The organism is Paraliobacillus zengyii, from assembly GCF_003268595.1.
Classification (GTDB): Bacteria; Bacillota; Bacilli; order Bacillales; family Amphibacillaceae; genus Paraliobacillus_A; species Paraliobacillus_A zengyii.
The window spans coordinates 2,211,173-2,237,381 of record NZ_CP029797.1; the positions used below are offsets into that span (position 1 = coordinate 2,211,173).

25 protein-coding genes, 6 tRNA genes and 1 pseudogene are annotated in these 26,209 nt (G+C 33.5%); 6 read left to right on the top strand and 26 right to left on the bottom strand.

From position 1 onward, the window contains the following. Positions 1-114: 114 nt before the first annotated feature. The gene (locus DM447_RS18850; RefSeq protein WP_112181306.1) at positions 115-279 is read left to right on the top strand and encodes a DUF2759 family protein; all 165 of its coding nucleotides are present in this window, start codon (positions 115-117) and stop codon (positions 277-279) included. Positions 280-329: 50 nt separating this feature from the next. Here the strand turns inward: DM447_RS18850 and DM447_RS11255 are convergent, their stop codons facing one another. From DM447_RS11255 to DM447_RS11270, 4 genes are all read right to left on the bottom strand, one after another. After that, on the bottom strand, positions 330-2,249 hold the full coding sequence (locus DM447_RS11255; RefSeq protein ID WP_112181307.1) for an LTA synthase family protein: 1,920 nt from the start codon (positions 2,247-2,249) through the stop codon (positions 330-332). A 278-nt stretch (positions 2,250-2,527) separates the two neighbouring features. Further along, a complete protein-coding gene (locus DM447_RS11260; protein ID WP_112181308.1) occupies positions 2,528-3,487 on the bottom strand; it encodes an ROK family glucokinase in 960 nt (319 codons plus the stop codon). Positions 3,488-3,499: 12 nt separating this feature from the next. Beyond that, the gene (locus DM447_RS11265) at positions 3,500-3,694 is read right to left on the bottom strand and encodes a YqgQ family protein (RefSeq protein ID WP_112181309.1); all 195 of its coding nucleotides are present in this window, start codon (positions 3,692-3,694) and stop codon (positions 3,500-3,502) included. Between the two features lie 78 nt (positions 3,695-3,772). Then, positions 3,773-5,227: a spore germination protein gene (locus tag DM447_RS11270; protein WP_112181310.1), complete on the bottom strand. Its 1,455-nt coding sequence runs from the start codon at positions 5,225-5,227 to the stop codon at positions 3,773-3,775. Between the two features lie 312 nt (positions 5,228-5,539). Here DM447_RS11270 and DM447_RS11275 point away from each other — a divergent pair, with 312 nt between their 5' ends. After that, positions 5,540-6,253, top strand: coding sequence for a hypothetical protein (locus DM447_RS11275; RefSeq protein WP_162632638.1), 714 nt, complete (start codon positions 5,540-5,542; stop codon positions 6,251-6,253). Here the strand turns inward: DM447_RS11275 and DM447_RS11280 are convergent. The 4 genes from DM447_RS11280 to rpmG all read right to left on the bottom strand — a co-directional run bounded on the left by DM447_RS11280 (position 6,229) and on the right by rpmG (position 8,926). Further along, positions 6,229-7,782, bottom strand: coding sequence for a rhomboid family intramembrane serine protease (locus tag DM447_RS11280; protein WP_162632640.1), 1,554 nt, complete (start codon positions 7,780-7,782; stop codon positions 6,229-6,231). The genes DM447_RS11275 and DM447_RS11280 overlap by 25 nt on opposite strands. 94 nt (positions 7,783-7,876) lie before the next feature. Beyond that, positions 7,877-8,062: a hypothetical protein gene (locus tag DM447_RS11285; protein ID WP_112181313.1), complete on the bottom strand. Its 186-nt coding sequence runs from the start codon at positions 8,060-8,062 to the stop codon at positions 7,877-7,879. A 94-nt stretch (positions 8,063-8,156) separates the two neighbouring features. Next, positions 8,157-8,732, bottom strand: a complete 576-nt coding sequence (locus DM447_RS11290; protein WP_338418778.1) for a 5-formyltetrahydrofolate cyclo-ligase — start codon at positions 8,730-8,732, stop codon at positions 8,157-8,159. A 44-nt stretch (positions 8,733-8,776) separates the two neighbouring features. Then, entirely contained in the window at positions 8,777-8,926 is a 150-nt protein-coding gene (gene rpmG / locus DM447_RS11295; protein WP_112181315.1) for a 50S ribosomal protein L33, read from the bottom strand. A 184-nt stretch (positions 8,927-9,110) separates the two neighbouring features. On the opposite strand from rpmG, the gene DM447_RS11300 reads away from it, so the two are divergent. After that, entirely contained in the window at positions 9,111-9,464 is a 354-nt protein-coding gene (locus DM447_RS11300; protein WP_112181316.1) for a hypothetical protein, read from the top strand. Between the two features lie 11 nt (positions 9,465-9,475). Continuing rightward, positions 9,476-9,946 carry an endolytic transglycosylase MltG gene (locus DM447_RS11305; RefSeq protein ID WP_112181317.1) on the top strand — a complete coding sequence of 157 codons (471 nt, stop codon included), beginning with the start codon at positions 9,476-9,478 and terminating at the stop codon, positions 9,944-9,946. A gap of 42 nt (positions 9,947-9,988) precedes the next feature. Here DM447_RS11305 and phoU read toward each other — a convergent pair whose 3' ends face one another. The 9 genes from phoU to DM447_RS11350 form a co-directional block, all read right to left on the bottom strand. Continuing rightward, positions 9,989-10,648 (bottom strand): phosphate signaling complex protein PhoU, encoded by a 660-nt coding sequence (phoU, locus tag DM447_RS11310; protein WP_112181318.1) that lies wholly within the window; start codon positions 10,646-10,648, stop codon positions 9,989-9,991. Between the two features lie 29 nt (positions 10,649-10,677). Further along, positions 10,678-11,481: a phosphate ABC transporter ATP-binding protein PstB gene (pstB, locus tag DM447_RS11315; RefSeq protein ID WP_232824281.1), complete on the bottom strand. Its 804-nt coding sequence runs from the start codon at positions 11,479-11,481 to the stop codon at positions 10,678-10,680. Between the two features lie 46 nt (positions 11,482-11,527). After that, positions 11,528-12,412, bottom strand: a complete 885-nt coding sequence (gene pstA / locus DM447_RS11320; RefSeq protein WP_112181319.1) for a phosphate ABC transporter permease PstA — start codon at positions 12,410-12,412, stop codon at positions 11,528-11,530. Then, a complete protein-coding gene (pstC, locus tag DM447_RS11325) occupies positions 12,413-13,369 on the bottom strand; it encodes a phosphate ABC transporter permease subunit PstC (protein ID WP_112181320.1) in 957 nt (318 codons plus the stop codon). A 96-nt stretch (positions 13,370-13,465) separates the two neighbouring features. Then, positions 13,466-14,473 carry a PstS family phosphate ABC transporter substrate-binding protein gene (locus DM447_RS11330; RefSeq protein WP_112181321.1) on the bottom strand — a complete coding sequence of 336 codons (1,008 nt, stop codon included), beginning with the start codon at positions 14,471-14,473 and terminating at the stop codon, positions 13,466-13,468. A gap of 184 nt (positions 14,474-14,657) precedes the next feature. Then, complete coding sequence (locus DM447_RS11335) at positions 14,658-16,760, bottom strand: peptidoglycan D,D-transpeptidase FtsI family protein (protein WP_112181322.1); 2,103 nt, start codon at positions 16,758-16,760, stop codon at positions 14,658-14,660. A 50-nt stretch (positions 16,761-16,810) separates the two neighbouring features. Then, the gene (locus tag DM447_RS11340; RefSeq protein ID WP_112181323.1) at positions 16,811-18,085 is read right to left on the bottom strand and encodes an MFS transporter; all 1,275 of its coding nucleotides are present in this window, start codon (positions 18,083-18,085) and stop codon (positions 16,811-16,813) included. A gap of 160 nt (positions 18,086-18,245) precedes the next feature. Next, the gene (locus tag DM447_RS11345; RefSeq protein WP_112181324.1) at positions 18,246-18,857 is read right to left on the bottom strand and encodes a superoxide dismutase; all 612 of its coding nucleotides are present in this window, start codon (positions 18,855-18,857) and stop codon (positions 18,246-18,248) included. A gap of 179 nt (positions 18,858-19,036) precedes the next feature. Next, the gene (locus DM447_RS11350) at positions 19,037-19,642 is read right to left on the bottom strand and encodes a TraR/DksA C4-type zinc finger protein (RefSeq protein WP_112181325.1); all 606 of its coding nucleotides are present in this window, start codon (positions 19,640-19,642) and stop codon (positions 19,037-19,039) included. Positions 19,643-19,925: 283 nt separating this feature from the next. Between DM447_RS11350 and DM447_RS11355 the strand changes: the two are divergent. Next, positions 19,926-21,596, top strand: a pseudogene (locus tag DM447_RS11355) (IS1182 family transposase); the annotation flags it as partial. A gap of 13 nt (positions 21,597-21,609) precedes the next feature. Here DM447_RS11355 and DM447_RS11360 read toward each other — a convergent pair. The 8 genes from DM447_RS11360 to DM447_RS11395 all read right to left on the bottom strand — a co-directional run bounded on the left by DM447_RS11360 (position 21,610) and on the right by DM447_RS11395 (position 24,953). After that, a tRNA-Phe gene (locus DM447_RS11360) sits at positions 21,610-21,682 on the bottom strand. Between the two features lie 21 nt (positions 21,683-21,703). Then, positions 21,704-21,796 (bottom strand) — tRNA-Ser (locus DM447_RS11365). 21 nt (positions 21,797-21,817) lie between these two features. Beyond that, positions 21,818-21,894 (bottom strand) — tRNA-Ile (locus DM447_RS11370). A 7-nt stretch (positions 21,895-21,901) separates the two neighbouring features. After that, positions 21,902-21,977, bottom strand: a tRNA-His gene (locus DM447_RS11375). A gap of 29 nt (positions 21,978-22,006) precedes the next feature. Continuing rightward, a tRNA-Met gene (locus DM447_RS11380) sits at positions 22,007-22,083 on the bottom strand. A 4-nt stretch (positions 22,084-22,087) separates the two neighbouring features. After that, positions 22,088-22,162: transfer RNA gene (locus tag DM447_RS11385), tRNA-Asn, on the bottom strand. A 252-nt stretch (positions 22,163-22,414) separates the two neighbouring features. Further along, complete coding sequence (locus DM447_RS11390) at positions 22,415-24,061, bottom strand: Na/Pi cotransporter family protein (protein ID WP_112181326.1); 1,647 nt, start codon at positions 24,059-24,061, stop codon at positions 22,415-22,417. A gap of 265 nt (positions 24,062-24,326) precedes the next feature. Next, entirely contained in the window at positions 24,327-24,953 is a 627-nt protein-coding gene (locus DM447_RS11395) for an NfeD family protein (RefSeq protein ID WP_112181327.1), read from the bottom strand. A 90-nt stretch (positions 24,954-25,043) separates the two neighbouring features. Between DM447_RS11395 and DM447_RS11400 the strand changes: the two genes are divergently transcribed. Then, positions 25,044-25,394 carry a hypothetical protein gene (locus DM447_RS11400; protein ID WP_112181328.1) on the top strand — a complete coding sequence of 117 codons (351 nt, stop codon included), beginning with the start codon at positions 25,044-25,046 and terminating at the stop codon, positions 25,392-25,394. Positions 25,395-25,708: 314 nt separating this feature from the next. Here DM447_RS11400 and DM447_RS11405 read toward each other — a convergent pair whose 3' ends face one another. Continuing rightward, a complete protein-coding gene (locus tag DM447_RS11405) occupies positions 25,709-26,152 on the bottom strand; it encodes a nucleoside recognition domain-containing protein (protein ID WP_112181329.1) in 444 nt (147 codons plus the stop codon). Between the last annotated feature and the right edge of the window lie 57 nt (positions 26,153-26,209).

A 26,209-nucleotide genomic window follows, 5' to 3' on the forward strand; every position in this document is an offset into this window, starting at 1 on the left:
TTTAATAAACACTCGACAAAATACTTTTATTATTCTAAACTGTGGAAGGACATTTATTAATATATTTTCACTAAATTACTATGCACTATTTTTGGCGAAAGGAAGTACAGTTAAATGGCACTTGCATTAATATTAATTATTATAACATTACTATGTGGCTCTGCTCTTTGTCGAGAGTTCAAATCAAAAAATACTTCAGCTACAATTATGACAGGTTCGTCAACTATATTGTTCGGTTTTCTATCGATCACCACCATTATAACAAGCTATTTTCAATAGGAAGTAATAAAAAACACCTTATTCTCAAAAATGAGATAAGGTGTTTTTTATTACTCTTCTTCTACTTCTTCTTCATAACCAAAATCATAAAAACGGAATAAATCTCCATAAATAATTTGATCTGAATACGATAATTCCTGTTCAACTTGTTCTGATATTGGTTTACAGACGCTTACTTCTGATTCACTTTCATCTTCACTTAGTAGACTAGATGTTTCGACAGAGAGTAAGTCACCTGTTTCACGATCAAAACATTGATCTTTCGTATAAATATAGTCATTACTTATAAAACTACCATCACGCAATGCTACATAGTCTTTTCGATCTGTACCAAATAAATCCGTACCAAAACTAAGATCATCACTATCATCTATTCCTAATAGATTTAGAAGTGTTGGCTTTATATCTACTTGACCAGCTATTTCAGAAACAACCTCTCCATCTTCACCAGGAATGTGTATATATAATGGAACTCTTTGCAACTGTATATGGTCATATGGTGTGATTTCTTCTTTTTCTAAATACTGTGCCATTGCTTTATCATGAAAATCACTAATTCCATAATGATCTCCCATTAAAACAATAATAGAATTTTCATACTCACCTGATTCTTTTAAATCAGTAAAAAATTCTTCAACCGCTTCGTCTGTATAACGCACTGTTTGAAAATACTGATTTAAAGTTTTAGAATTTGAATCATATTTATCAATCGTAGCATCTTCTTCATCTAAATCAAATGGATAATGATTCGTTAACGTAATAAAACGTGTATAATATGGCTCTTCTAGTGCTTGTAAATATTTAATTGATTGTTCAAAGAAATCTTTATCCTTTAATCCCCAACCAACTTTATTTTCATCAGTAACTTCATAAGAATCCACATCATAATAGTGATCGATACCAATATTATCGTACATTACATCACGGTTCCAGAAGCTTTTGTTATTTGCGTGTAGCACCGCAGATGTGTAACCTGCTTCCCCTAAAATTTCTGGTGTTGCATTATACTCATTTTGACCATGGGTAAAATAAACAGCACCACTAGGTAAAGGATATAATCCAGTCTCAACTAGAAACTCAGAATCTGACGTTTTTCCTTGTTCAGTTTGATGGTAAAAATTATCAAAATAGTAACTATCGTCAATTAAGTCATTTAAAAAGGGCGTAATTTCTTCCCCATTTAACGTATTATTAATCACAAAACTTTGAATAGATTCTAATGATATAAAAATTACATTTTTACCTTCTGCAATACCTGACAGTTTATTATCTTCTTGATCTGTCGCATTTTCTTCAATATATTCTTCAATCTCAGGTAATTCGTTACCATCTGCAAATACACGTTGTGCTTGTGACTTGGACTGTTGTGCAATATCATAGATATGGTAGTTAAAAATACCAATATTTTTAACTAAATATTCACGGTCAAACGTTCTTTGTAATAATTGTGGACGTTCAATCTCTGCAAGTACATAATTACCTAATAAAAAAGCTAAAGAAAGACTTAATGCTAATACTTTTTTACGTTTTATATAAGTTGCTGACAATATGCCACTGTATCTTTTACTCAAATACCATACAATTGCTACATCAAGAAAAAGCAAAAGGTCTGGTAAATGCATTAGTGCCATTGCACTCGTTCCTAAATCAGCAGCGTTACTTCCTTGAAACAACACTGGAATTGTAATGAAGTCTGAGAAATTTCGATAGAATACTAGATTAAAATACAAAACTAGTGATCCAATTAGTGCTGTATATTGAATAAATTTCATTTGATTTTTCTCTTTAAACCAAACACTTATTGCAAATATTAAAAACGCTGAAACAAATGGATTAATCAATAAGATGATCTCTTGCATAATATTATCTAATTGTATATTAAATAAGAATCGATAAACAATATATGTCTTTGCACCAAATAACAAGCTCGCAATGACATATAACGGTACATTATATTTTTTCTGAAGCATATCTATAACTTCCTCCTAGCCATATTCTATTATTTATATTTTAAGTTTAATTTACATTCACAACTTAAACATTATATAACACAAGTGTAAATTAATAAACCCTTACTATATAGACGTATTTAAAAATAAAAAGTTTCATTTTTATTTACAATAAATTAATAATAACCTATTTAAGTAGATAAATCCAAAAAAATAAACCCTCAAACAAGGATTTATTTAAATATATTATGTTAATGTAGATTATTTGAGAATTTATTTTACAAAATAAAAAAATCTTTTTAGTGATGTGCTTGCTTTACTAAATAAGCGCCACCTATTATTCCAGCATCATTACCTAACGATGCAATAACAAACCTACAACCTTCGTCTATACGAGGCAACGTATAGGATTCAAAAGCTTTTCGAAGTGGCGTTAATAATTTATCTCCTGCTTTTGAAACCCCTCCACCTATGACAATAATGGAGGGATTAATAATTGTTGCCATGTTTGCGATCGCTAATCCGAGAATATCTGTTACTTTATCAATAATCCCTTGTGCAACTATATCTCCAGAGGTAGCTGCTTCAAAAACGTCTTTCGCTGTCAACTCTTTTAACATTGAAAGGTCTTTTAAAGATGTAGTTGATCCAGACAGAATAGCTTCATTTGCTTGCCTAACAATCCCTGTTGCAGACGCCACTGTTTCTAAGCAACCATTTCTACCGCAGTTACATGGGGTTCCTTCAGGTTCAACCATTATATGACCTATTTCCCCTGCAGTCCCATTAACACCATTTATCACTTGGCTGTTTGCAATAATACCACCACCAACTCCAGTTCCCAATGTGATTGCGATTAAGTTATCTGCTAAACCACCAGAACCTTTCCAATTCTCACCAACCGCTGCTATATTTGCATCGTTATCAACAATTACAGGTAATCCTGATAATTCTTTTAATACCTTTCCTAATTTAAAGTCCTTCCAACCTAAATTAACTGCAATCGATACGTCACCGGTTTCAACATCAACAAAACCAGGAGCCCCAACCCCTATTCCAAGAATGGATGTTGGATCAATATCTAGTTTCTTTAATTTCAGGTTAATCGAAGTCCAGATATCATGCGGAATACTTTTAGCATTATCATTTTTATTCGTTTCTATTTCCCATTTATCAATAATAGTACCTTCTATTTTAATTATTCCAAATTTGATTGTAGTTCCACCAATGTCAACACCAATTAATAGTTGCTCACTCATGCTTCCACCCCTTCAATTCCTTAATTTTGCTATTTCTTGTCTTAATAACAAAATCGCCATTTGATAATCTGCAATAGAAAGACATTGCGCTTGGTATAGCTCTTTTATTTCAGCTTCCATTAGTTCTAAATCTGCTAATCGATCACCAATATAAATAATTATTCCAAACTTTTTTAGCAATTGTTGTATATCATAAATTGTTTTCATATAATCACCTATTTCATTATAACAAATTTAAACAATAATATATCAATAAAATAAATAAAAAAAAGACCTAGATCAATTTTACCGATCTGGGTCTTGTGGATCTAAGAAAGTTGGTCTTCTACTTTTTAATGGAACGGGCGTCCGAACAAGTACATCAAGAAAAGCTTTCGGCGAAAAAGGAATGAATGGCCACATATAACCAGTTTTAAATGTATTCATTCGAATCAGATATATTAACCACGCGGTTACTCCAATGACATATCCTATAACTCCAAAACTCGCAGTGGAAAGTAATAATAATATACGTACCAGCCTATTCGCTAAACTTAATTCATAACTAGGAGTTGCAAATGTCCCCATCACTGCAACGGATAAATATAAAACAACCTCATTTGAAAACAATCCTACCTCTACCGCTACTTGACCAATCATTATCGCCGCAACAAGACCAAGTGCAGTAGCAAGCGCTGTTGGTGTATGAATAGCAGCCATTCGTAACATGTCGATTCCAATTTCAGCTATTAGGAATTGAAGGAGTAAAGGAATAACCCCTGTTTCACTTGGCCCAAAAAAGGCAAGCTGTTCCGGTAATAAAGCAGGTTGAATAGAAATCAAATAGTAGAAAGGCAAAATAAAGATAGATCCAATAACAGCAATGAATCGTACAAATCGTAAATATGCTCCTACCAAAGGTTTTTGTCTATATTCCTCCGCATGTTGTAAATGATGCCAAAACGTAGCAGGTAAAATCATTACGCTCGGTGAACCATCAATAATCAAAATGATATGACCTTCAAATAAATGTGCTGCAGCCGTATCAGGACGTTCTGTATATCGAATGGTTGGATATGGATTCCAATGCCTTCCACTCAAATATTCTTCTATTGTTTTTTCAGCCATAGGTAGACCATCCGTATCAATCTTCTTAAGATGATCTTGTAATAGTTTAACTTTTTTGGGATCAGCGATATCCTCAATATAACAAATACAGACATCGGACTTAGAACGCCTTCCAATACTTGTATATGCCATTCTTAATGAACGATCACGAACTCGCCTTCTTGTTAGTGCTGTATTAAAGACAATTGTTTCTACGTATCCATCCCTTGATCCACGTACAACCCTTTCCAAATCTGGTTCTTGTGGCCCTCTAGCTGGATAAGTTCTAGCATCAATCATAATAATTTTATCTAGTCCCTCAACCATCAATGCAGTTGGTCCACCAAGTACAGTATCACCAGCCTCTATTAAATCGTCAACCGTTGCTAGTTCTACATATGGTATATACGTTTTTAAAAGTTTAACCATTGGATCTGGTTGAAGTTTCTCTTCTTCAAGATCTGCCAAAAAACGCATCAGATGAAACATAATGTCATCTTTAACAAAACCATCGATCATAAACATTGCCATATCTTTACCAGCATAGTGTAAGTCTAATTGTATAATATCAAAACTTTTTTCCACGCCAAGATAATCATGTAAATACTCTACATTATCAGTAAATGACTTACTTAACGACCTCTTCTCATTCATTACGACACCTTCATTCTATGTAAATAGATTAATCCACTAATAGTAGTAGGTTCTACAAAGAAATAAATATCATGCATATACATATAAATAAATGCTTGTACATATATATGTATATGAATAAAACAAGTCACCAGAAATTGGTTAAACTGGATTGGAGGAAGTATGAAGCGGTATATTTCGATTATCTTTATTTCTATAATACTCTTTAGTTCACTAATTATTTTTAACAATCTGTCTGAAACCACGGTGAAATTTTTTCCTATTGATGAATCTAGGTCTTTCAAAAGTGCAACCACTAAACTTACATTATTAATGGAACAAGACCATGATTCCTATACAATAGATTGGCATGCTTCTTCAGAGTTAGATGAATTAACTTATTTAAGACAAGATATCTCTCTTTTATATGTTGATGGTCAGTTGAAAGCTATAAAAAGTAAATGGAAGGAACAAGAAAGTACTATTGATTTACAAACAACAATAACTGGCGAAGATAGCAGCCATTATCAAGCCATATCATATCATCATGCTGAAGTACATTATCCAGAAGATAAGATAAAAAGTGTTCAGGCTATGACGCATGATGAGTTATACGTAATTGACTCACCTCAGACACCATTAGAAGCTTTTAAAATACCTACAAACGATTTACAAACAGAATGGAAGGAAACACTGAATCATGCAACGAACCAACAATTATATTATCAATGGCAACAATTACTAGATCACTTTCAATTAAACAGTGATGATTATTTATCTGTCCCATTAAATATGCTGTATCAATATGAAACCACAGCCCTTCCTAATTTGACTGCTAAACAAACTAAAAAAGTCATTGGACAAATGTGGGAAGGTTTATACGCAAATTATATTTTGCCATTTAATGAGTCTGGTCCTTCTTCAAAAAGTTTTATTCCCTTGATACTATTAGATAAAGAAGGAACACATCTACGGATATTATATCAAGACCATAAAGGCGAGATGCAACAACTTATCCAAAACTATTCATTTGAAAACCAATCTTGATATAGATCGGTAAATAATTTATTTGTAGAATCTAAATCCATTGCTTTTTCTAGTGACTTTTTCGCTTTGTTTGCTTCATCATTATCCATGTAAATCAATGCCAAATTATAATGCGCTTCCGGAATTTTATTTGGCTCGATCGAAATTAAATTCTCTAAATCCTTCCTAGCCTTATCTGTTTGTGCTAATTTGCTATATGCATAAGAACGAAGAAACAATAATTCAGCTGAATAATCGCTAGGATTACTTTTTATAATTCGAGTTGTAACAGTAATTACTTCATCATATTCTTCTCCTACAATAAGCTGTTGTGCTATTTGCACTTCTAGAGCTGGATCATAATGTGTAGATGTATGCAATATGCCGTATATAAGCAATGTTGTAATAATTATAATATATCCAAAAATCGCCATTGATTGTTGTTTAATTAGTTTTTTCTTTGGAAAGAATGCGATTCCCGAAGCAATAAATCCACCGACTAGACCTCCAATATGAGCTCCGTTATCGATCTGCTGTACTACAAAACCAAATATAATATTAAATGCAATAATAACAATTATATTCCATCCCATTGTTTGAAAAAAGATACGACGATAATGCAATCCAAAGAATAATAATGCACCAAATAAACCAAAAATCGCACCAGATGCACCTGCAGCTAATTGAGGACTAAAGGCAAAACTAGTTATGCCGCCTAGAATTCCAGAACCAAAGTAAATAAATAAAAAGCGTTTCACGCCATAAATTCGTTCAACTAGACTACCTACAATATGTAAAGCAAACATATTCATAACAAGATGTAAGAAACCAATATGTAAAAACATAGAGGAGACAATCCGCCACCACTCTCCATCTAATATAGCTGGATTATATTTTGCTCCGTACCTAATCAGAGTCTCTGTTGAAGTACTTCCACCTTGCCACTCTAATAATAAAAACATAAGTACATTAATAACTAGAAGCACATACGTATAAAAAGGTTTTGCATACTCGAAAATTTTTGTCGATGTGTTTTGAATTTGTTGAAATTCTCCCAGAATAGACACTTTTAGATACTGTGTAATTCGTTCCATATCTAATACATCACGAGGTAAATTAAATTCAATTGGTTCTACAGATGTTTCTTGAAATAAACGTTCCTTCTCATCTGATCTATTTTCGTCATTTAAATAATATACGTGCATATTTGTAAATTTTCCTTGATTTATCTTTTTCGTTTCATTTAAACTTTCCCAATCATCTACAGGAGCATGTTTAGCTACATAGACATTATGTAATTCAATATTCCTACCTAGGAATAGTTTAGCTAACTTTTTAGCATTAGTATATGTGCGGTCCACATCTATTTTTAATTGATTCTTCCAATCAAATTCTTGATTTGTCAGTCGAATCACATGATTTTGTTTTCTTTTAGTTCTTTGTAGCCACACTTCTGTCTGTCTATTATCAATAAAGACTATGTCAAACCCTTGTTGATGGATAAGGTAATCTGTTAATTTATAATAATAAAATGTGTCTTCTAGAAACATCTCTACCATCTCCTTCCCTATCTCTATATGATATCATTAAATTATAGAAGAAGGAGACGTTTCTAATAGTAGAAACGTCTCCTTCTTCTATAATTTATTTTGCATTTCCAAATATACTAGGCATCAAGTAATTTCTTAAGAACGGAACACGCATACTTAAAGCAATCATTACTTTTCGAATAACGGTAAAAGTTAAAAGCATATTAATTATTTTATATTTTTTTCTATATAAAATAACTCCACCAAACACCATCGCACAAACCATTATCATTTTTTGCATCTCATAACTTCATCCTTCCTTTTTGTAATCGGCAAGGATAGTTTACCTCGAAATGAAAAAAATATGATTTATCTTTTCAGAAAAACCAAAAAAATCAATTCATTATTATATGATCTACTGGTACATCGAATGTCTCTGGATAAATACTTTTAATAATTTGTTCATTCCATGCTAATGCTATCGTTTTCCCAGAATAATTGGATAAAAATCGATCATAGTATCCTCCACCATGTCCAATTCGGTAATTCATCTGGTCAAATAGTAATCCTGGAACAATAATTAAGTCTATTTTACTTGATTCAACTTGAACGGATACTGCTGGATTAGGTTCTAACAAGTCAAAATAAACTTTTTCCAATTGCTCATACGTTTCAAAATAATAAAATACTAACTTAGAATCTTCTGGAAAACATTTAGGTACTACAACCTTTTTACCTTGTTTTTTCGCAGCTTCAATTATTGGTTTTGTGTCCCACTCATAACCTTGTGAAATAGTAACAGCAATAACTTCTGCTTCCGACCAATATGTACTGTTAAATAGGTTATGATATAGTTGTAACTCAATCTTGGCCTTTTCCTCACTAGATAAACTCATTAACTTTTGTGTTAGTTTATTTCGCAGCCTTTTTTTCGTTTCCAGCTTTATTCTCTCCTTTGCCAGTAAAAAGATGAAAAGCTCTTACCTAATATTAGGTAAGAGCTAGAACGGAACTTTTATTTTGTTTCGCGGTGAAGCGTTTGTTTCTTCAAACGCGGGCTATATTTTTTCATTTCTATACGTTCCGGGTTTGTACGTTTATTTTTTGTAGTAATATAATTACGGTCACCTGTTTCAGTACAAGCAAGTGTGATATTTACGCGCATCATTATCCCTCCAAACTATTCATCTAACAACTCTTAAATTTAATATCATTTTCAGACTTATTAATAATACCAAATATAAATCTATAATTCAAGGTTCTTTATTGATTTTGGATAAAATAAAATTACTTTTTTTCAAGAAACAATTGTGTTATAACTATTAGTGTGAACATTAGGAGGGAACTTAGTGCTATATACAATTATTAGTCTACTTGTCATTGTTATCGTATTATTTATTATTTCATTTTTTGCGAACAATAAATTCAAACTATTGGAAGATCAATTAGAACAGATCTCTTTATCTTCCTTACAAGAAACGTATCAAATGAAGAAAAAAATTAAAATTTTAGAGGAAGAATTGCTTTCAGATGATATGGAAGAATTTGATTTACAAAAACCGAAACAAACACAAACTCCTTTGATGCGGAGAGTACAGCAAATGCATCTAGCAGGAAACTCTGCAGCTGAAATTGCAAGATCAACTAATTTAAGTGAATATGACATCCATTCACTTATTAGACAATTCTCAACTAAAGGATAGAGGCATTTATAATGAAACCATTCATACGCGTATTCGCACTAGGAATTTTAACAGCTACAATCTTATTAAGCATTACATATTTTTTAGAAAGCAATAAAAATACAGTAAGCGAAGAGTTAAGTACTGATGAAATGATAACTGCAATAGAAAATCAAGGGTATTTCGTCACGGATGAAGATCCAACATCTATTACAGAGGAAAATGAGACAATAGATAATGAAAGTGAACAAGAAGAAGTGACAGAAAATGAAACAGAAGAAGAAACTGTTACTGATACTTATACGTTAACAATTGAATCTGGTATGACCATTGCAGAGGTTTCAAATTATTTAGTAGCAGCAAACATAATCGATTCTCAAGAAGCGTTTATCAACTATTTAACAGATAATGATTATGGTACAAGTATACAGATAGGTGAATTTGAATTAAATAGTGAGATGTCTAATGAAGAGATTGCAAATACAATTACGAATCAAAATTAAAAACCAGTAGTGTTTAGACAGTCGTCCTAACACTACTGGTTTTTATTCATTCAAGTCTAAAGACTCTCCTTTAACAAGATACATAATATTTTCTGCAATATTTGTTAAATGATCTCCGTATCTTTCAATATATCGACCACTAAATGCCATTTGCATGATTAATTGTATTTTTTGCGGATTTGTAGCTGTCTCTTCCAATAATTCCTGTAAGACATTTGCATACATACCATCAATTAAATCATCCAATTCAGAAAGTTTTTTTGCTAAAGTAATATCTTCTTGCTCATATGCATTAATTGCCAAATCAATCATTCTAAGCGCTACGTCACGCATATCTGCTAAAGACTCGTGAATCTCTAAACCATGATTTTCTCCTAAATGTTTCGTAGAACGAGCTATATTTTTAGCGTTATCTGCCATCCGTTCTAAGTCAGTAGAGATACGTATTGCAACAATTAACTTTCTTAAGTCGGACGCTACAGGCTGTTGCCTAGCAATTAATAATATGGCAGTTTCATTAATATCTAAGTCAATTGCATCTAAGCGTTTATCTGCTTCAACAACCTGCGCTGCTAAATTTGTATCTGAATGATAAAGAGCGTGAACAGCATCTTGTAATTGTACCTTTGCTCCTTGAGCCAAATCAATAACCTTTTGTTTCATTTTATCTAATTCAATTTCGAATTGCTCTCTTGCAACCATAAAAATCCTCCCCCATACCCTTTCAAATATTAACCAAATCTTCCTGTAATATAATCTTCTGTCCGTTTGTCTTTAGGTAAAGAAAACAAAGTATCCGTATCTGTAAATTCAACTAATTCTCCATTTAATAAGAAGGCAGTTTTATCAGAAATACGAGCTGCTTGTTGCATATTATGCGTTACTATAATGATAGAATAGTTCTTTTTCAGCTCTTGAATCAATTCTTCTACTTTTAAAGTTGATTTAGGGTCTAATGCAGAAGTTGGTTCGTCCATTAAAATAACATCTGGCTCAATTGCTAAACAACGTGCTATACAAATACGCTGTTGTTGTCCACCTGAGAGGCTATAAGCATTTTCTTTTAATCGATCCTTTACTTCGTCCCAAATGTAGGCACCACGAAGGCTTCTTTCAACAATTTCATCTAGTATTTTTTTGTTACGAATACCATGAATCTTTGGTCCATATGCAATATTCTCATAAATAGATTTTGGAAATGGATTAGGTTTTTGAAAGACCATTCCAACATTTGTTCTTAAGTCTTCTACTTTAAATGACTTATCAAGAATGTTTTTACCTCTATATTTTATCGTTCCTGATGTACGGACATTAGGAACTAATTCTACCATTCTATTTAACGTTTTTAGATAAGTAGATTTTCCACAACCTGAAGGTCCTATAATCGCAGTGACCTCTTTTTCGTATATTGGTAAATCAATACTTTTTAACGCTTGCGTGTTACCGTACCATAAATTTAAATCTTTTGTATCATATACTATATTCGCATTTTCTTTCGTGTTTTCTGGTATATTCTCACTTGAGACAAATTTCATATTATTTTGATTCATTTTTGTAGCTGTACTCATTCCATTCACCCCTTTAATATCTTTGTTGGAACTTATTTCTAATAATAATTGCTGTAGAGTTCAAGATAAATAATAGTACCAATAATACAATGATTGTAGCAGATGCTAAATACGCATATTCTTCCATCAATGAAGAATCTAATGTCCAATAATAAATTTGCATTGGAAGTACTGTAAACTTATCAAATATACCACCTGGAAATGGTAGTAATAAAGCCGGTATTCCTAATACAACGAGTGGTGCTGTTTCACCAATTGCTCGAGATAGTGCTAAAATAGTTCCCGTCAAAATCCCAGGTAGTGATGCCGGCAAAATAATATTTTTTACTGTTTGCCATTTAGTTGCACCCATTCCAAATGAAGCTTCACTTAAATGTTTTGGTACAGCACGAATTGCTTCTTGACTTGATACAATTACTATAGGTAACACTAAGAGTGACATGGTTAGCCCACCTGCCAAAACTATATTTCCAAAATCCATCGTTCGTACGAAGATAGTCAAACCTAATATCCCATATACAATAGAAGGCACACCCGCTAAGTTTGAAATATTAGTTTGAATTATTGACTGTAAACGACCTTTTCTCGCATATAATTCATTATAAATCGCAGTACTGACACCCAAGACCATGGTTACTGGAATTACAACAGCCATTAACCAAAACGTACCAAGTACAGCACCCATAATACCAGCTCTATCAGGACTCGTTGATAGTTTTCCAGTTAAAAAATCTAGATTGATATAAGCAAGGCCTTGTGTTAACACTCGAATAATTAATACTGCAAGAACAACAAGTCCAAATAATGTTGATAATAAGAAAATTGTTTTCAATATATTATTTAAGATAATTCGAGACTTCATTTTTTTCTCAACTTGTTTCGTAGTTAAATGTTTCATTTAGTATTCCTCCCTATACCTACGAGAGACATATCTTGCAACGATATTCATTAGTAATGTAAAACAAAATAGAGTCATTGCAACTGCATATAAACTATAATAGATAGTTGAACCAGCAGGTGCGTCTCCACCAGAAACTTCCACAATATATGCTGTCATTGTTTGCATAGATTGCGTTACATCGAGGGTAAAGTTTTTAGAACTTCCACTTGCAATAGTTAAAATCATGGTTTCCCCTATTGCTCTTGAAATCCCTAAAACAAAGGATGCAATAATACCAGATAAAGCAGCCGGAACAATTACGCGAAAGGTTACTTCCAACTTTGTTGCTCCCAGTGCTAGTGCACCTTCTCTCATTGCGTTCGGAACAGAACTCATTGCATCTTCAGATAAAGATGCAATCATAGGAATAATCATAATCCCCATCACGATACCTGGGCTAAGTACGTTAGTTGCTTCTAAACCAGGTATGAATTCTCTTAATAGAGGTGTAACAAATGTAAATGCGAAGAACCCATAAACAATCGTTGGTATGCCTGCAAGCAATTCTAAAAGTGGTTTTAACGTTCTTCTAACACGGTCAGTTGCATATTCACTTAAATAAATTGCTGTCATTATACCGATTGGACCTGCAACAAGCATTGCAATTACAGATGAAATAATAGTACCTGAAATTAGTGGTAGGATGCCAAATTCTGGATTTTGGCTTAATGGCCTCAATATCGTTCCAGTAAAGAACTCAATTATTGAAACTCTAGAAAAAAAGTGTATTGTTTCTGTTAAAAGAGTGAACAATATACCAATAGTTGTTAATAAAGAAATCATTGCAATAAGAAATAATAAGACAGGAACGGCTTTTTCTATTATGGAAGAAAAACTTCTTCCTGCCCTTTTCTTACTAATTAATTCTCTCACTTGAACAGCATTATCTTTGTTTAAATTGCTGTTATTCGCCACTCATAACACCCCTCTTAATCTATTCTATAATACTAATTAGAGAAGAGAGCAATTAATTACTCTCTTCTCTATCAGATTTATACCTTCATCTTATTATTATTTAAGCCCATTTAGGAAATCTATACTTTCTTGTGCTTCTTCATCTGGGATTGGAGCAAATCCTGTTTCACCAGCAAAAGTATTTACGTTATTCATTAAATAGATTGCATAATCTAACACTTGAGCTTTTTCTGTTGCATTATTAACATTCAAATAAGTGAATACTGGACGAGTAAAGTTAGCATAATCGCCATCTTCAGCAATTGTCTCAAGAGAAGGTTCAACTGGTCCATCACCAAAATCAACATTTACTGCTTGTAATTTATCTTGATTATTTACATAGTAACCAAAACCAAAGAATCCAATAGAGTTAACATCTTCAGACACCAATGTTACCAATGTAGAATACTCTTGTTGAAGATTAACATCACTTACAAGATCAGCTTCTTCAAGAATATTTTCATAAAAGAATTCATACGTACCGTGATTCTCGTTCGGTCCATAAGTGTTTATTTTTTCATCTGGCCATTCTGGATTAATATCAGACCAGTTTGTTACACCACCATCAGCAAGGAAAATACTTAACAGTTCTTCTTCTGTCATTTCCGTAGCCCAATCATTATCTGGATGCATAACGAAAGTTAAACCATCTAATGCAACTTTCAATTCATGTACTTCGATACCAAGCTCTTCTGCAGCCGCTGATTCCTCTTCTTTAATTTGTCGAGAAGCGTCATTAAAATCAGTTCCATCTTCAACTAAGAACTTTTCAAATCCTGCACTTGTACCTGAACGACCTACTTCAACAGATACACCTTCTTGTTCTGTTAACATATACTCTTCTGCAATTCTAGCCATTAATGGATAAACTGTACCAGAACCATCAATAACAACACTACCTTCTAATTCTGCTGATTCACTTTCAGTATCTTCTGTGTCAGTTGATTCTGCATTCGAATCGTCTGTCTCTTCTGCACTTGAATCGTCACTTGATCCACAAGCTGCAAGTAAACCGATTGATAATACTAATAGTAAAGCTAATCCAACTAATTTTAATTTTTTCATTTAATGTTCCCCCTACAGTTTTGTATTACGCATTTAGGCTTGGCTATCTCAGCCACAAACTCATCATAACGTATTAGTTTGAACTTACCGTTAATTGAATGTTAAGAATGTGTAAATTAAACACTTATTTTGTCAGTAGATAAACTAAAAAGGTGTGAGCGATAATTATCGCTCACACCTTTTATTAATCTTCTTCTGCAACTTCTTCATTTAAATTTTCGGTTACGCCCGCTTCATCTCGTTCTTCTTTCAATTGGAAATACTTTTCAATAATACGGTTACCAATTTCATGATGAATACCGTTTTGGTCATTACCAGTACCTGTTCTTGGTACAATAATTGCAAAAGCTACCTCCGGCTCATCATATGGTGCATAACCAACTAATGAAAGATTATAAGTAGATTGTTTTACACCATCTATATAAAATTCGTTTTGAGCAGTACCAGTTTTTGCAGCAACCTTGTATTCATTGTTACCCCAATGACTTGATGCTGTCCCTTCTGATACTACGCGTTTGAATCCTTCTTGCACCCGTTCAATATAAGAATCATCCATCACAACTCGATTGAGTATATCGGTATCAAAGCTTTCAATTACGGGGCCTAAGGAATCCTTAGAAGCATTTGACTCCCTAACTTCTTTGACAATATGCGGTCTCACGCGATAGCCATCATTTGCAATAGTCGAAACATATTGTGCTAACTGCAATGTTGTATAGGTATCATATTGACCAATCGCAAGGTCTAAAAGAAGTCCCCCATTATCAGGATCCCCCACTACACCAGTAGATTCATATGGCAAATCAATTCCTGTTTCAACACCTAAACCAAATTGATTATAATAATTTCGTAATGTCTGAAACGAATCCCAATCAAAGCCTGATAGTTTTTCACCATATTGATAGTTTGCACTTGCTAATCTAATCGCTACATTAAACATATAAACGTTTGATGATTGTTCTAACGCTTCTATATCGTCTACATAACCTAAATTCTTCCAAGAGCTTTTTTTAGGGTCATTTGCAATTTTAATTGGCTCATCTTTAATTTGCTCTCCAGGACTCATAACACCTGAGTCTAAAGCAGCTAGAACAGTTGCCCCTTTGACCGTAGAACCTGGTAAATGTTGATCATAAATCGTCCGATATGATTGATCTACATACTCATCATCTTCTCGATGCGCTCCAGATAACGCAAGAACATCACCAGTTTGGGGATCCAACATCGCAACTAAAGCATCTTCCATATAACGATTTTCAGTTGGATTTTGATTATAATAACTTTCTAGTTCTTCTTGAACAATCTTATCAATTTCCTCTTGTAACTCAATATCTACTGTTAATATTAAATCACTACCACTTTGTCCTTCTATAACAGTATTTTGCCCTACAATGTCACCATTATTATCCGTAACATATTCTATTATTTCTTTTTGCCCAGTTAATACACTTTCGTATTCTAGTTCCAAACCACTCTTACCAACCCGATCATTTCGACTGTATCCTCGTGTTAGATAAAAATCCTGATTGTCAATTGGTATTCCTTCATTTGTTGACGTTATACTACCAATAAATGTGGAAAATGTATCATCAACTTTTGAAATGCGATTCCAATCAATAGAAGCATCAATTCCTGTAAGCTCAAACAAATGCTCTGAAACTAATGCATATTCTTCCTCGGTAACATTTTCATTTTTCACAATATGAGGAGAGAATTCACTCGCTGCATCTAATTCTTTTTTTATTGCAACAACATTTAATAGAACTGGGTCTGACCAATCATATTCGTTGTAATCTTCAGCTGTGATTTTTTCAAGTATTAGCTTATACTGTTCACTTGTATCTAATTCTAATTCCTCTTCTGTTAATCGATCACCTGCATCTTTAGCGTTAAGCATGTACCAATATTCCTTTTTATCTCGTTCTCGAATTAATTTCTCTAACGCTTCAAATTCTTCTTCCATTGTAATATATTCGCCCAATTTCTCTGCTAGTTCTAAACGTTCCGCAGCAGAATCACCATTCTTAGGTGGGGTATACGTAATGGAGCGCGTTGATTCGTTATCTAAAATTAATTTTCCATAACGGTCATACATTAAACCTCTTGGTACAGAAATAGAAGCTTGCGTATTTTCCGTTTCATTTATTTGATCTTGTGCAGCTTCACCATTCAAAATTTGCACGACACCTAATTGCAAAATTAATAATGAAAACAAAGCAAATACAAAAATGAATAATATATTTAAACGAAAGGGAAGTTGTACTTTCTTTTTTTTCTTTTTCCCCATTCTATTCTCCCCCTTTTGCGAACTCAATTAGGGCTATTATAGCACGTTTTCTATCTATTTTCATTATTCATTACGCCATCTTTTAATGGAGATGCAGGATTTTTCCCTGTAGGAAGGAAGGACACTTTTCGGATAAAGTATGAAACGACAATATGACCGGCACCTAATATAACTAATAAATAAGGAATAATTTGTTCAGCTGGGAATAGCTTTATACTAATTATAAATAACATAATTGAGCTCACTCTTCCTACATTTAGAAATAATTCTCTAACAACAATATATTCAATTCGCATTTCTTTTGCTTGCCAACCATGTCCTATTACGTCATATGTCATTGACACATAAGGAACCGTAAACAAAGGATATGCAATACCAATTATTGCACCATACAGTAATAAAATCGGAAAATTTAAATTAAATATAATAAGAAAAATCGCAAAATATAGTGTTAATCCTCCAATTAATATAGACCTTTTTCGCATATGCGGCTTAATTATACGTGTTGCTGCATAATAACAAACAAAGGAAGAACCCGAAAAAATAAGATTAAACGTACCTAAAGCCAACTCACTCCCTGTAGCAATAAATACCCAAATCGAGATAACAAATACAAAGATACCCTCTCTTAAACCTTGAAATGTATGTGCATATAGGATGTTACGCCAATTTTTATTATTTTTACGTTCATATAAAATGCGTTTAAAATTAAATTTACCTGTTGCTTGTCTTCTTTTTAAGAAGAAGCTACAAATAACCGCACATATAAATAGGAAAAAAGAAATAGAAAAGATAATCGTATACCCTTGTGAATTATTCATATTTGAAATTACATAACCAGCTAGGATAGGCCCAATCATCCCACCAAATGACTGCATTAGACCTAAAAATCCATTGAAGAAATCACGTGTATCTGGTTCCGTAATTTCAAATGTTAAGACGTTAAATGCCAACCAATAAAAACCATATCCAACACCTAACAATGCACCTAATAAAATGTTATATGTTGCAGCATTTTCACTTACTAGTAAAACTGTCATAAAAAAAATAGCTAAAAATGTAACACCTAACCGTAAAACAATAACCCGGTCCACTCTTTTAGCCAATCTACCTGCAACGATAAAGGTAACTGGTTGTAAGATATATACTGCACCATTATACTGTGCAATGGCTATGTAATCATTTGATTGTTTCCATAAGTAGATATTCACAAACGTATTCGATAGGAATGTAGCCAGAGCATACAATCCTCCAATTATTAATAATAGCTTTAAATCACGATTAACGACTATATCACCTAATAAGATGTTTGGTTTCTTTTGCATATCCAGTTCTCCTTGTTTAGTTCTAGATCTTATTGTTTTCAATTGACAAGGAGATATACAGTTTTCAAGCAAAGAGGTAATTTATATTGAAAGGGAAGACTAATTGAGTATAAAAAAAAAACTGAGGAATATATCCCTCAGTTTTTTTCCACTAAATAACTTACTTAGTAGCCTCATATAATTTAGAAACTTCATCCCAATTAACAACATTCCAGAATGCTGCAATATAATCAGGGCGTTTGTTTTGATATTTAAGATAATAAGCATGTTCCCAAACATCCAAACCTAGAATTGGCGATATACCATCCATCACTGGAGTATCTTGGTTTGGTGTGCTTGTTATTTCAAGTTTACCATTTTTAACGATTAACCAAGCCCAACCTGAACCAAAACGACCAGTTGCAGCTGCTGCGAATTTTTCTTTAAACGCGTCAAAGCTACCAAAAGCATCTTTAATTTGTGTTGCTAATTCTCCTGTTGGCTCTCCACCACCATTTGGTGAAAGTAGTGTCCAGAATAAGCTATGGTTTGAGTGACCGCCACCATTATTTCGAACAGCAGTTTGCACAGATTCAGGTAAGCTATCTAGGTCAGATAGAAGCGCGTCTAATGATTTATCTTGTAAATCTGCATGCCCTTCTAGTGCTGCGTTTAATTTAGTCACATACGTGTTGTGGTGCTTCGTATGATGAATATTCATTGTTTCCTTATCAATATGCGGCTCTAATGCATCATAAGCATAAGGTAATTCAGGTAATTCAAATTTAGTCATTAATAATTCCTCCTAAAGTAGTATGTAAGAAAAACGTTCACAGAATATTCGTTTTTCTGATACATTAATGTTACCAAAGCTCTTCCATTCTTGCAACTTTTATGCATGTAATAGAATTTACAATTAAAATGTTCTTCCTATTACTCATACACCTTTTATATTATTATTAAACTTCATTTTTAATTATTTCTCTTATTTTCACCTGTAATATCAGTCTTTGCAAAATTCTCGATATCTTTAGAATTTCTTTCATCCTGATTGATATATTCCTTTTGATAAAAGTCAGAGGCTGTGTCAGAAGATCCATGTTCCTCAACCGCCTCCCAAGTATCTTGACCATCAAAAGCTTTAGAATTATCTTCTTGTGTAACATTCGGGTTTAACAGGTCTTCCTCGATCGGACGGTGGTTATAATCAATATCTTCATTAACTGTTGCATGTTTTATACAGTGTAATGCTGTAGGCATTGCTTGTAATCTTTCTTCGTTTATTTCTTTCCCACACGTTTTACAAAAGCCATACGAATCATCATTTATAGCATGAAGTGCATCATTAATATCTCTTAACTCCTGTATTGTGTGTTCATTTAAAGCAATATTTTTTTCACGTTCAAATAATTCTGAACCTTGATCACCTGGATGATTATCATAATTTGATAATTCTTCTATGACTTGATTAACATAACCATCTTCCTGATTTTCTTGCATTTTCATTTGATCTATTACTTGCTTTTTTTCCTTAAGTAATACAGTTTTAGAATAATCCTTTAATTCACTAGTTACCATATTCTAAATCCTCCTAAATTTATAAGTTAAATTAGATACTTATACGTACTATCTTACCTTAATTAGTTGGTCTTAAACTTCATACGATGGAAAGTCTATGTAATTACTTATGAAAAACAAAAAAAGAGGCTGGGACAAAACTCAGATAAACAATAAAAAGTTGCATCTTCCAACGGTAGTTGGAAGATGCAACTTTTTTATAAAATCGAAAATTTTAGTAAGTAAAAAAGGATACCTTCTGATAAAATTAAAGTACCACACAATAACAATCGGAGGTATCCTTATGTTTAAAGATTATAACATGAATCAAGTAATTTTGCCGTTAGATTTTGAAATGAAATTACAAAAAAATGATATTGCCTATACGATCCATGACTTAGTAGAACAAATACCTGATAAAGCATTTTCTGTTTTCTTACATGAAACAGGTTGTCCTGCTTATCATCCACGCATGATGATGAAGGTTATTTTATGTGCTTACACGCAATCTGTTTTCTCTGGAAGAAAAATTGAATCATTACTGAAAGATAGTGTACGCATGATGTGGTTAGCGCAAGGTTATGAGCCAAGCTATCGAACGATTAATCGTTTTCGAGTCAATGAAGAAGTACAAGAACTGTTACGCCAATGTTTTGTACAATTTCGATGCCAACTGGTGAAAGAAGAGCTGATTGACCAGGAAGCGATCTTTATTGATGGCACCAAAATAGAAGCAAATGCCAATAAATTTACGTTTGTTTGGCGAAAAGCGATTGAAAAATACAGTGCGAATTTGGTGGAGAAATCAAATCAACTGTACGATGAATTATTGGCAAACGAAATTATTCCAGAAATAGAACGCGAAAGTACGGAAGAACTATCCACTAAAGAACTCGAAAAAGTAGTTGAGAAACTAGAGAAGACCGTTGAAGGATACGACAAACAGATCGAAGAAAGTAAAGATGTCAGCAAACGGAAGCAGCTTCGCTCTGCAAGGAAAACACCAAAAAAATACCGCAAACAGTTTAAAGATTACGTAGCACGCAAACAAAAATACGAAAAGGATAGGCTTATATTTGAAGCGCGCAATAGTTATTCAAAGACAGACCATGATGCCACCTTTATGCGCATGAAAGACGATTATATGAAGAATGGCCAATTAAAAGCAGGTTACAATGTACAAATTGCGACCGAAGGACAATATACACTCGCATATGACGTATTTCCCAATCCAACTGATGTACGCACATTCACTCCTTTTCTAGATAAAATCGAGGAAAGCTTCTTTGAACTTCCCACATATATCGTAGCTGATGCAGGGTATGGAAGTGAACAGAATTATGAAGATGTCCGCATTAATCGGGAGCGCATCCCGCTGATTACATACAATAGGTATCGAAAAGAGAAGACAAAGAAATATAAGCAAGACCCTTTTAACACAATGAACTGGGCGTATGATGAAGCGAGTGATTCTTTCCGTTGTCCAAATGATAAAAAAGTGGCTTTCCAGTATCTATCTAATCGAACAGGTAAAGATAACTTCACCCGATCCTTTAAAGTCTATGAATGTGAAGACTGTTCGGATTGTCCGTTGCGTTCCCACTGTACAAAAGCAAAGGAAGGAAAGAATCGAAAAATTTATTATAATCAAAAATGGGAACAACAAAAAGCATACACAAAACAGCAGCTTTCAGAAAAAGAAACCGGTAAAATTTATGGCAAACGAAAAATAGATGTAGAACCAGTCTTCGGATTTTTGAAGGCTAATTTGCGTTTCACTCGTATGTCAGTAAGAGGCAAGAAGAAAGTGGAAAATGAATTAGGATTTGCATTCATGGCGGTGAACTTGAGAAAGTACACGGCTAAGCATGCGCATGGTCCAACAAATCCTGAAAATAATCCAACAAAAAAAGATTCCGACCATCTTCCTAAGATGATCGGAATCTTTTTCGTTATTTTGGCTAGTTATGTCTCAGCCTCTTTTAAGATGGCTCGGGACGGAATCGAACCGCCGACACACGGATTTTCAGTCCGTTGCTCTACCGACTGAGCTACCGAGCCTTATTATGTATAAAAGAAAAATGGAGGAGGATGAGGGATTCGAACCCCCGCGAGCCGCGAAGCCCCTGTCGGTTTTCAAGACCGATCCCTTCAGCCAGACTTGGGTAATCCTCCGTAAAAATTATTCTTTTAAAATGGTGGACCCTGCAGGATTCGAACCTGCGACCGATCGGTTATGAGCCGATAGCTCTAACCAACTGAGCTAAGGGTCCTTACATATGGGGCGACCGGTGGGAATTGAACCCACGTATGCCGGAATCACAATCCGGTGCGTTTACCCCTTCGCCACGACCGCCATAGTAAGACACTTATAAATATTGAATTTGGTAGCGGCGGAGGGGATCGAACCCCCGACCTCACGGGTATGAACCGTACGCTCTCGCCAGCTGAGCTACACCGCCATAATGGCTCCACAGGTAGGACTCGAACCTACGACCGATCGGTTAACAGCCGATTGCTCTACCACTGAGCTACTGTGGAATAATAATTAATTGTTTCTAATTAAGTATCTTCTAAAAAATTCATGTCAATCAAGCGACGATATATAATATAACACGGATTAAAAATACTGTCAATAACTTTTTTTGTTTTTATATTTGCGCAACAAAATTAATATAGCATGTCCTATTAAATCATTCAAGCTTTTTCTACACAAACCCTAAATATTTTTTATCTAAGTGTCCAATATTTATAGTAAAATTATTAAAAAAGGAGGGAATATCCCCCCTTTTTTTAATGTATAGCTTCAGGACTTTTTTCTCCTAATACTTCTTCTGCAATATTTAATGAATGATCTCCAATACGTTCTAGATTACTTAAGATATCCACAAAAACAATACCAGAAGCACCAGAACACAGCCCTTCATTTAATCGAATAATATGCTTCTTACGGAAGGTTCTTTCCATTTTATCAATCTGATTTTCTTGTTGTACTACTTGTAATGCTAATTCCCGATCATTTTTATCTAATGCTTGAATTGCTTGTTTTACAGTCAAAGCAGTTAAATCAAACATTTCATTCACATCTATTTTTGCTTGTGCTGTGAGACTAATTTTGTTTGAGATTTTATATTGAATTAATTCGACTATATTTTCAAAATGATCCCCTATTCTTTCAATATCCCGAACAGAATCAATTAACGTAGAGTGCTTAGCACTTTCGAAATCAGACAGAGAAGAACTAGATAATTGAACTAAGTAATCTGTGATTTCTCGGTCTAATTTATTTAGAGCATTTTCAACTTGTAATGCTGCTTCAGCATGTTTTGTGTGATGGTTATTTAAAAACAAACTGGTTTCTTCTAAACCTTTATGTGCATATTGTCCCATACGAATTACTTCTTCTTTTGATTGTTGAAGCGCAACTGAAGGTGATTGTTGAATAAATATTGGATCTAGATGTGTCGGTTGGTATTTAACAACGGAATCTTCACCAGGAATTATTTTAGTTACCAAATAAGCAAGTCCACCTATAAACGGAAATTGAATAAATGTATTTGAAAAGTTAAATATACCATGTGCAAATGCAATAGTCATTTCGGCATTTAATGATAACTGTTCCTGAATATATCCAATGAATTGCGTATATGGACCAATAATTAATAGAACAAGCACAGTTCCAATAATATTAAATATAACATGTGTTAATGCTGCACGTCTTGCCGCTACGGTTGCACCAATTGATGCTAATATTGCAGTAATCGTAGTACCAATATTGTCACCGAACAACACAGGTAATGCTGCCTGTAATTCTATCGCTCCTTCAGCCATCAAACTCTGTAGGATACCAATAGTCGCACTTGAACTTTGAACAATTACAGTAAATAATGTTCCTACAATTACACCTAATATAGGATTAGTAGACATATCAACTGTCAATTCGTGAAATGCTTGAACATCTCGAAGCGGCTCCAAACCATTTCCCATTAGATCTAAACCGTAGAATAGTGCACCAAAACCGAAGATAGTTTGTCCAATATTTGCGGCCTTTTTACTTTTAAGGAAGAAAATCATCAATGCACCAACTGCCAATATAGGTAGTGCGTATGCTTCTATTTTAATACCTATAATAAACGCAGTAACTGTGGTACCGATATTGGCACCCATTATAACACCAATAGATTGTCTAAGTGTCATAAATCCGGCATTAACTAAACCTACTGTTAAGACCGTTGTTCCCGTACTAGTTTGTAATAAAATAGTTACGACTATACCAGCTAATACACCCATAAATGGATTACTAGTAAACTTATCAAGAATGTCTTTTAATCTTTCCCCTGCTATTTTTTGTAGTCCATCCCCCATATATTTAATACCTAATAAGAAGATACCTAATCCACCAACAAATAGAAAGACAAGTGATTGCACATCAATTTCCATTGGATTTTTTCATCCCTTCATTTCTTTTTTTATTATTACGAAAACAACACCTCTACCATTATTAATGAACTACTTGCGAATTGTAAAGAATTTTAATTAAACTTTACACTAAATTTACACAAGACTAGCTATTTTTCGACAAATTAAGTATTTAAATGTAAATTTTAGCATATTCAATGGTTTTAAACAGGTTATTACTATCTATCTTCTCCATTGCAAAAAAAAATATTGCTACTCTATATAGAGTAACAATATTTCATTCAGTTTATTTTGGAACAATTAATATTCTCGTACCATCCACTTGTTTGACTAAGATAGGTGTATCTTTCTTCAACCATTGACCATTTGTAACAGCACTATAATCAATGTCATTAATGCGCACTGTGCCAACCGGCCGCATATCAGTAGTTGTAATTCCCTCTTCTCCAATTAATTTTTTATATGATTGATTCATTGTACTATACCCTTTGTCTGCTGTAAGTTGGTCCATTAATGCTAACTTATTCCACATTTTTCTACCCTTAAATACTTTGAGAAAGAACAAAGAACCAAACCCTCCGACTAAAACGCCAATTATAGCATATAATCCCGCAGTCCAATTTGGAGAACTTAGACCGACTGATAAAATCATACAAAGCGCACCAACCGAAGCAAGTGTCCCATCATTTATTAATTTACCATCAATTATGATCAGTAAAATTCCAATACAATAAAAGACTAACATTATCACAAACATACCTGGATCAAGATACGTTAAAAAATAGACAGTTATAAAACCAAATCCTAATAATGCAAAGAAACCTCGCATATTAATTAACAGTTCACCCATTAAAAACAAAGTACCTAAACCAACCATCACTAAACTAATCCAATCAAGTTCTAAAATTGACATCTAATCACTTCCCCTCGCTTATATTTAGTATACGATAGAACAAGACAATTAGTTTCAACTTCTATTAAATCAAAAAGGAGCCACTCTAAAATGGGAATAAGAAAATTGTTTATATATACATTTATCATACTGTGCCTTTTCAGTATCTTTATAGACCTTAAAATTGGCTCCCCTATTAACTATACCATAGACGATCCAACCCTTACGAATGATGAAGACAGTAAAGTTATTGACTCTAAAGAGCAACTTACATTTAAAGTTGTATCTTATAAAATAAGTGTCGGCGATACTTTTATAAGTGTTATGGATCAAATAAATGGACAATCTTTAAATTGGAACTTGGAACAGTATGTGACTGATTTTAGTGCATTGAATCCGAAAGTTGATGTTCATGATTTACAAGAAAATGCACGTTATCTTTTTCCACAATATATAAACTAATTCAGACTAGTACATTATAACTAGCTAGTGGACCGATATAAAGAGGCGTAAGAAGCTGAAGCAATGTTATTGGACAGTTATGTGGTTGTTTATAATTAAAACACGGAGAGGGCATTAAAAGGCCATTACAGGATGAATATTCTTTATAGTTAACAGTGATTGTAACGTACTTATCTCATAATTTTTCTCGATCGCTAACTGTGGATAAAAGCTTGTCAGTGACTAACAAATAACACAAAAAGAGCTAAGAGGGATTGAACTGTTGTCACCCAAATGATGGTAGACAATTCAATTCACTCTTAGCTCCATAGCTTTTAAAAAAATGGAACAATAAATAATGTGATAATCATGGAAAGTGCCCCTGCAATAATTGCAGTATTTCCTAACGTATCGGCCCCACGACTTTTAGCAATAAACCCAACTATTATCCCTGTTGCACTTAAAAATATCGGCATTAGAAAAAATGATATTATAGAAGCAACAACAGCAAACCACCCAAAACCGGTTTTTGCCTCTACTTCTGATCTTTCCTTTACCTGTTCTGAAGCAATAGGTTCATTAAAATCATTTGCAGTTAATTCCGCTGCAAATTCTTCATCCCTAACATTCGATTGATCTAACAAGTCAGACGAATTGGTTAAATCTGTATCTTGTGCCCCTTGCTGATTCATAACCATTGTATCTGTATCAGCTTCCGTACCGAACTTAGGTGCATCTTGTATTTCTTCCTTTTTTTCATCTGGAGTGTATTGATCCATTTAAGGTCCCTCGCTTTCATTTATGAGGTGCCTTTTTAGTCTGTCAATAATCCGGCT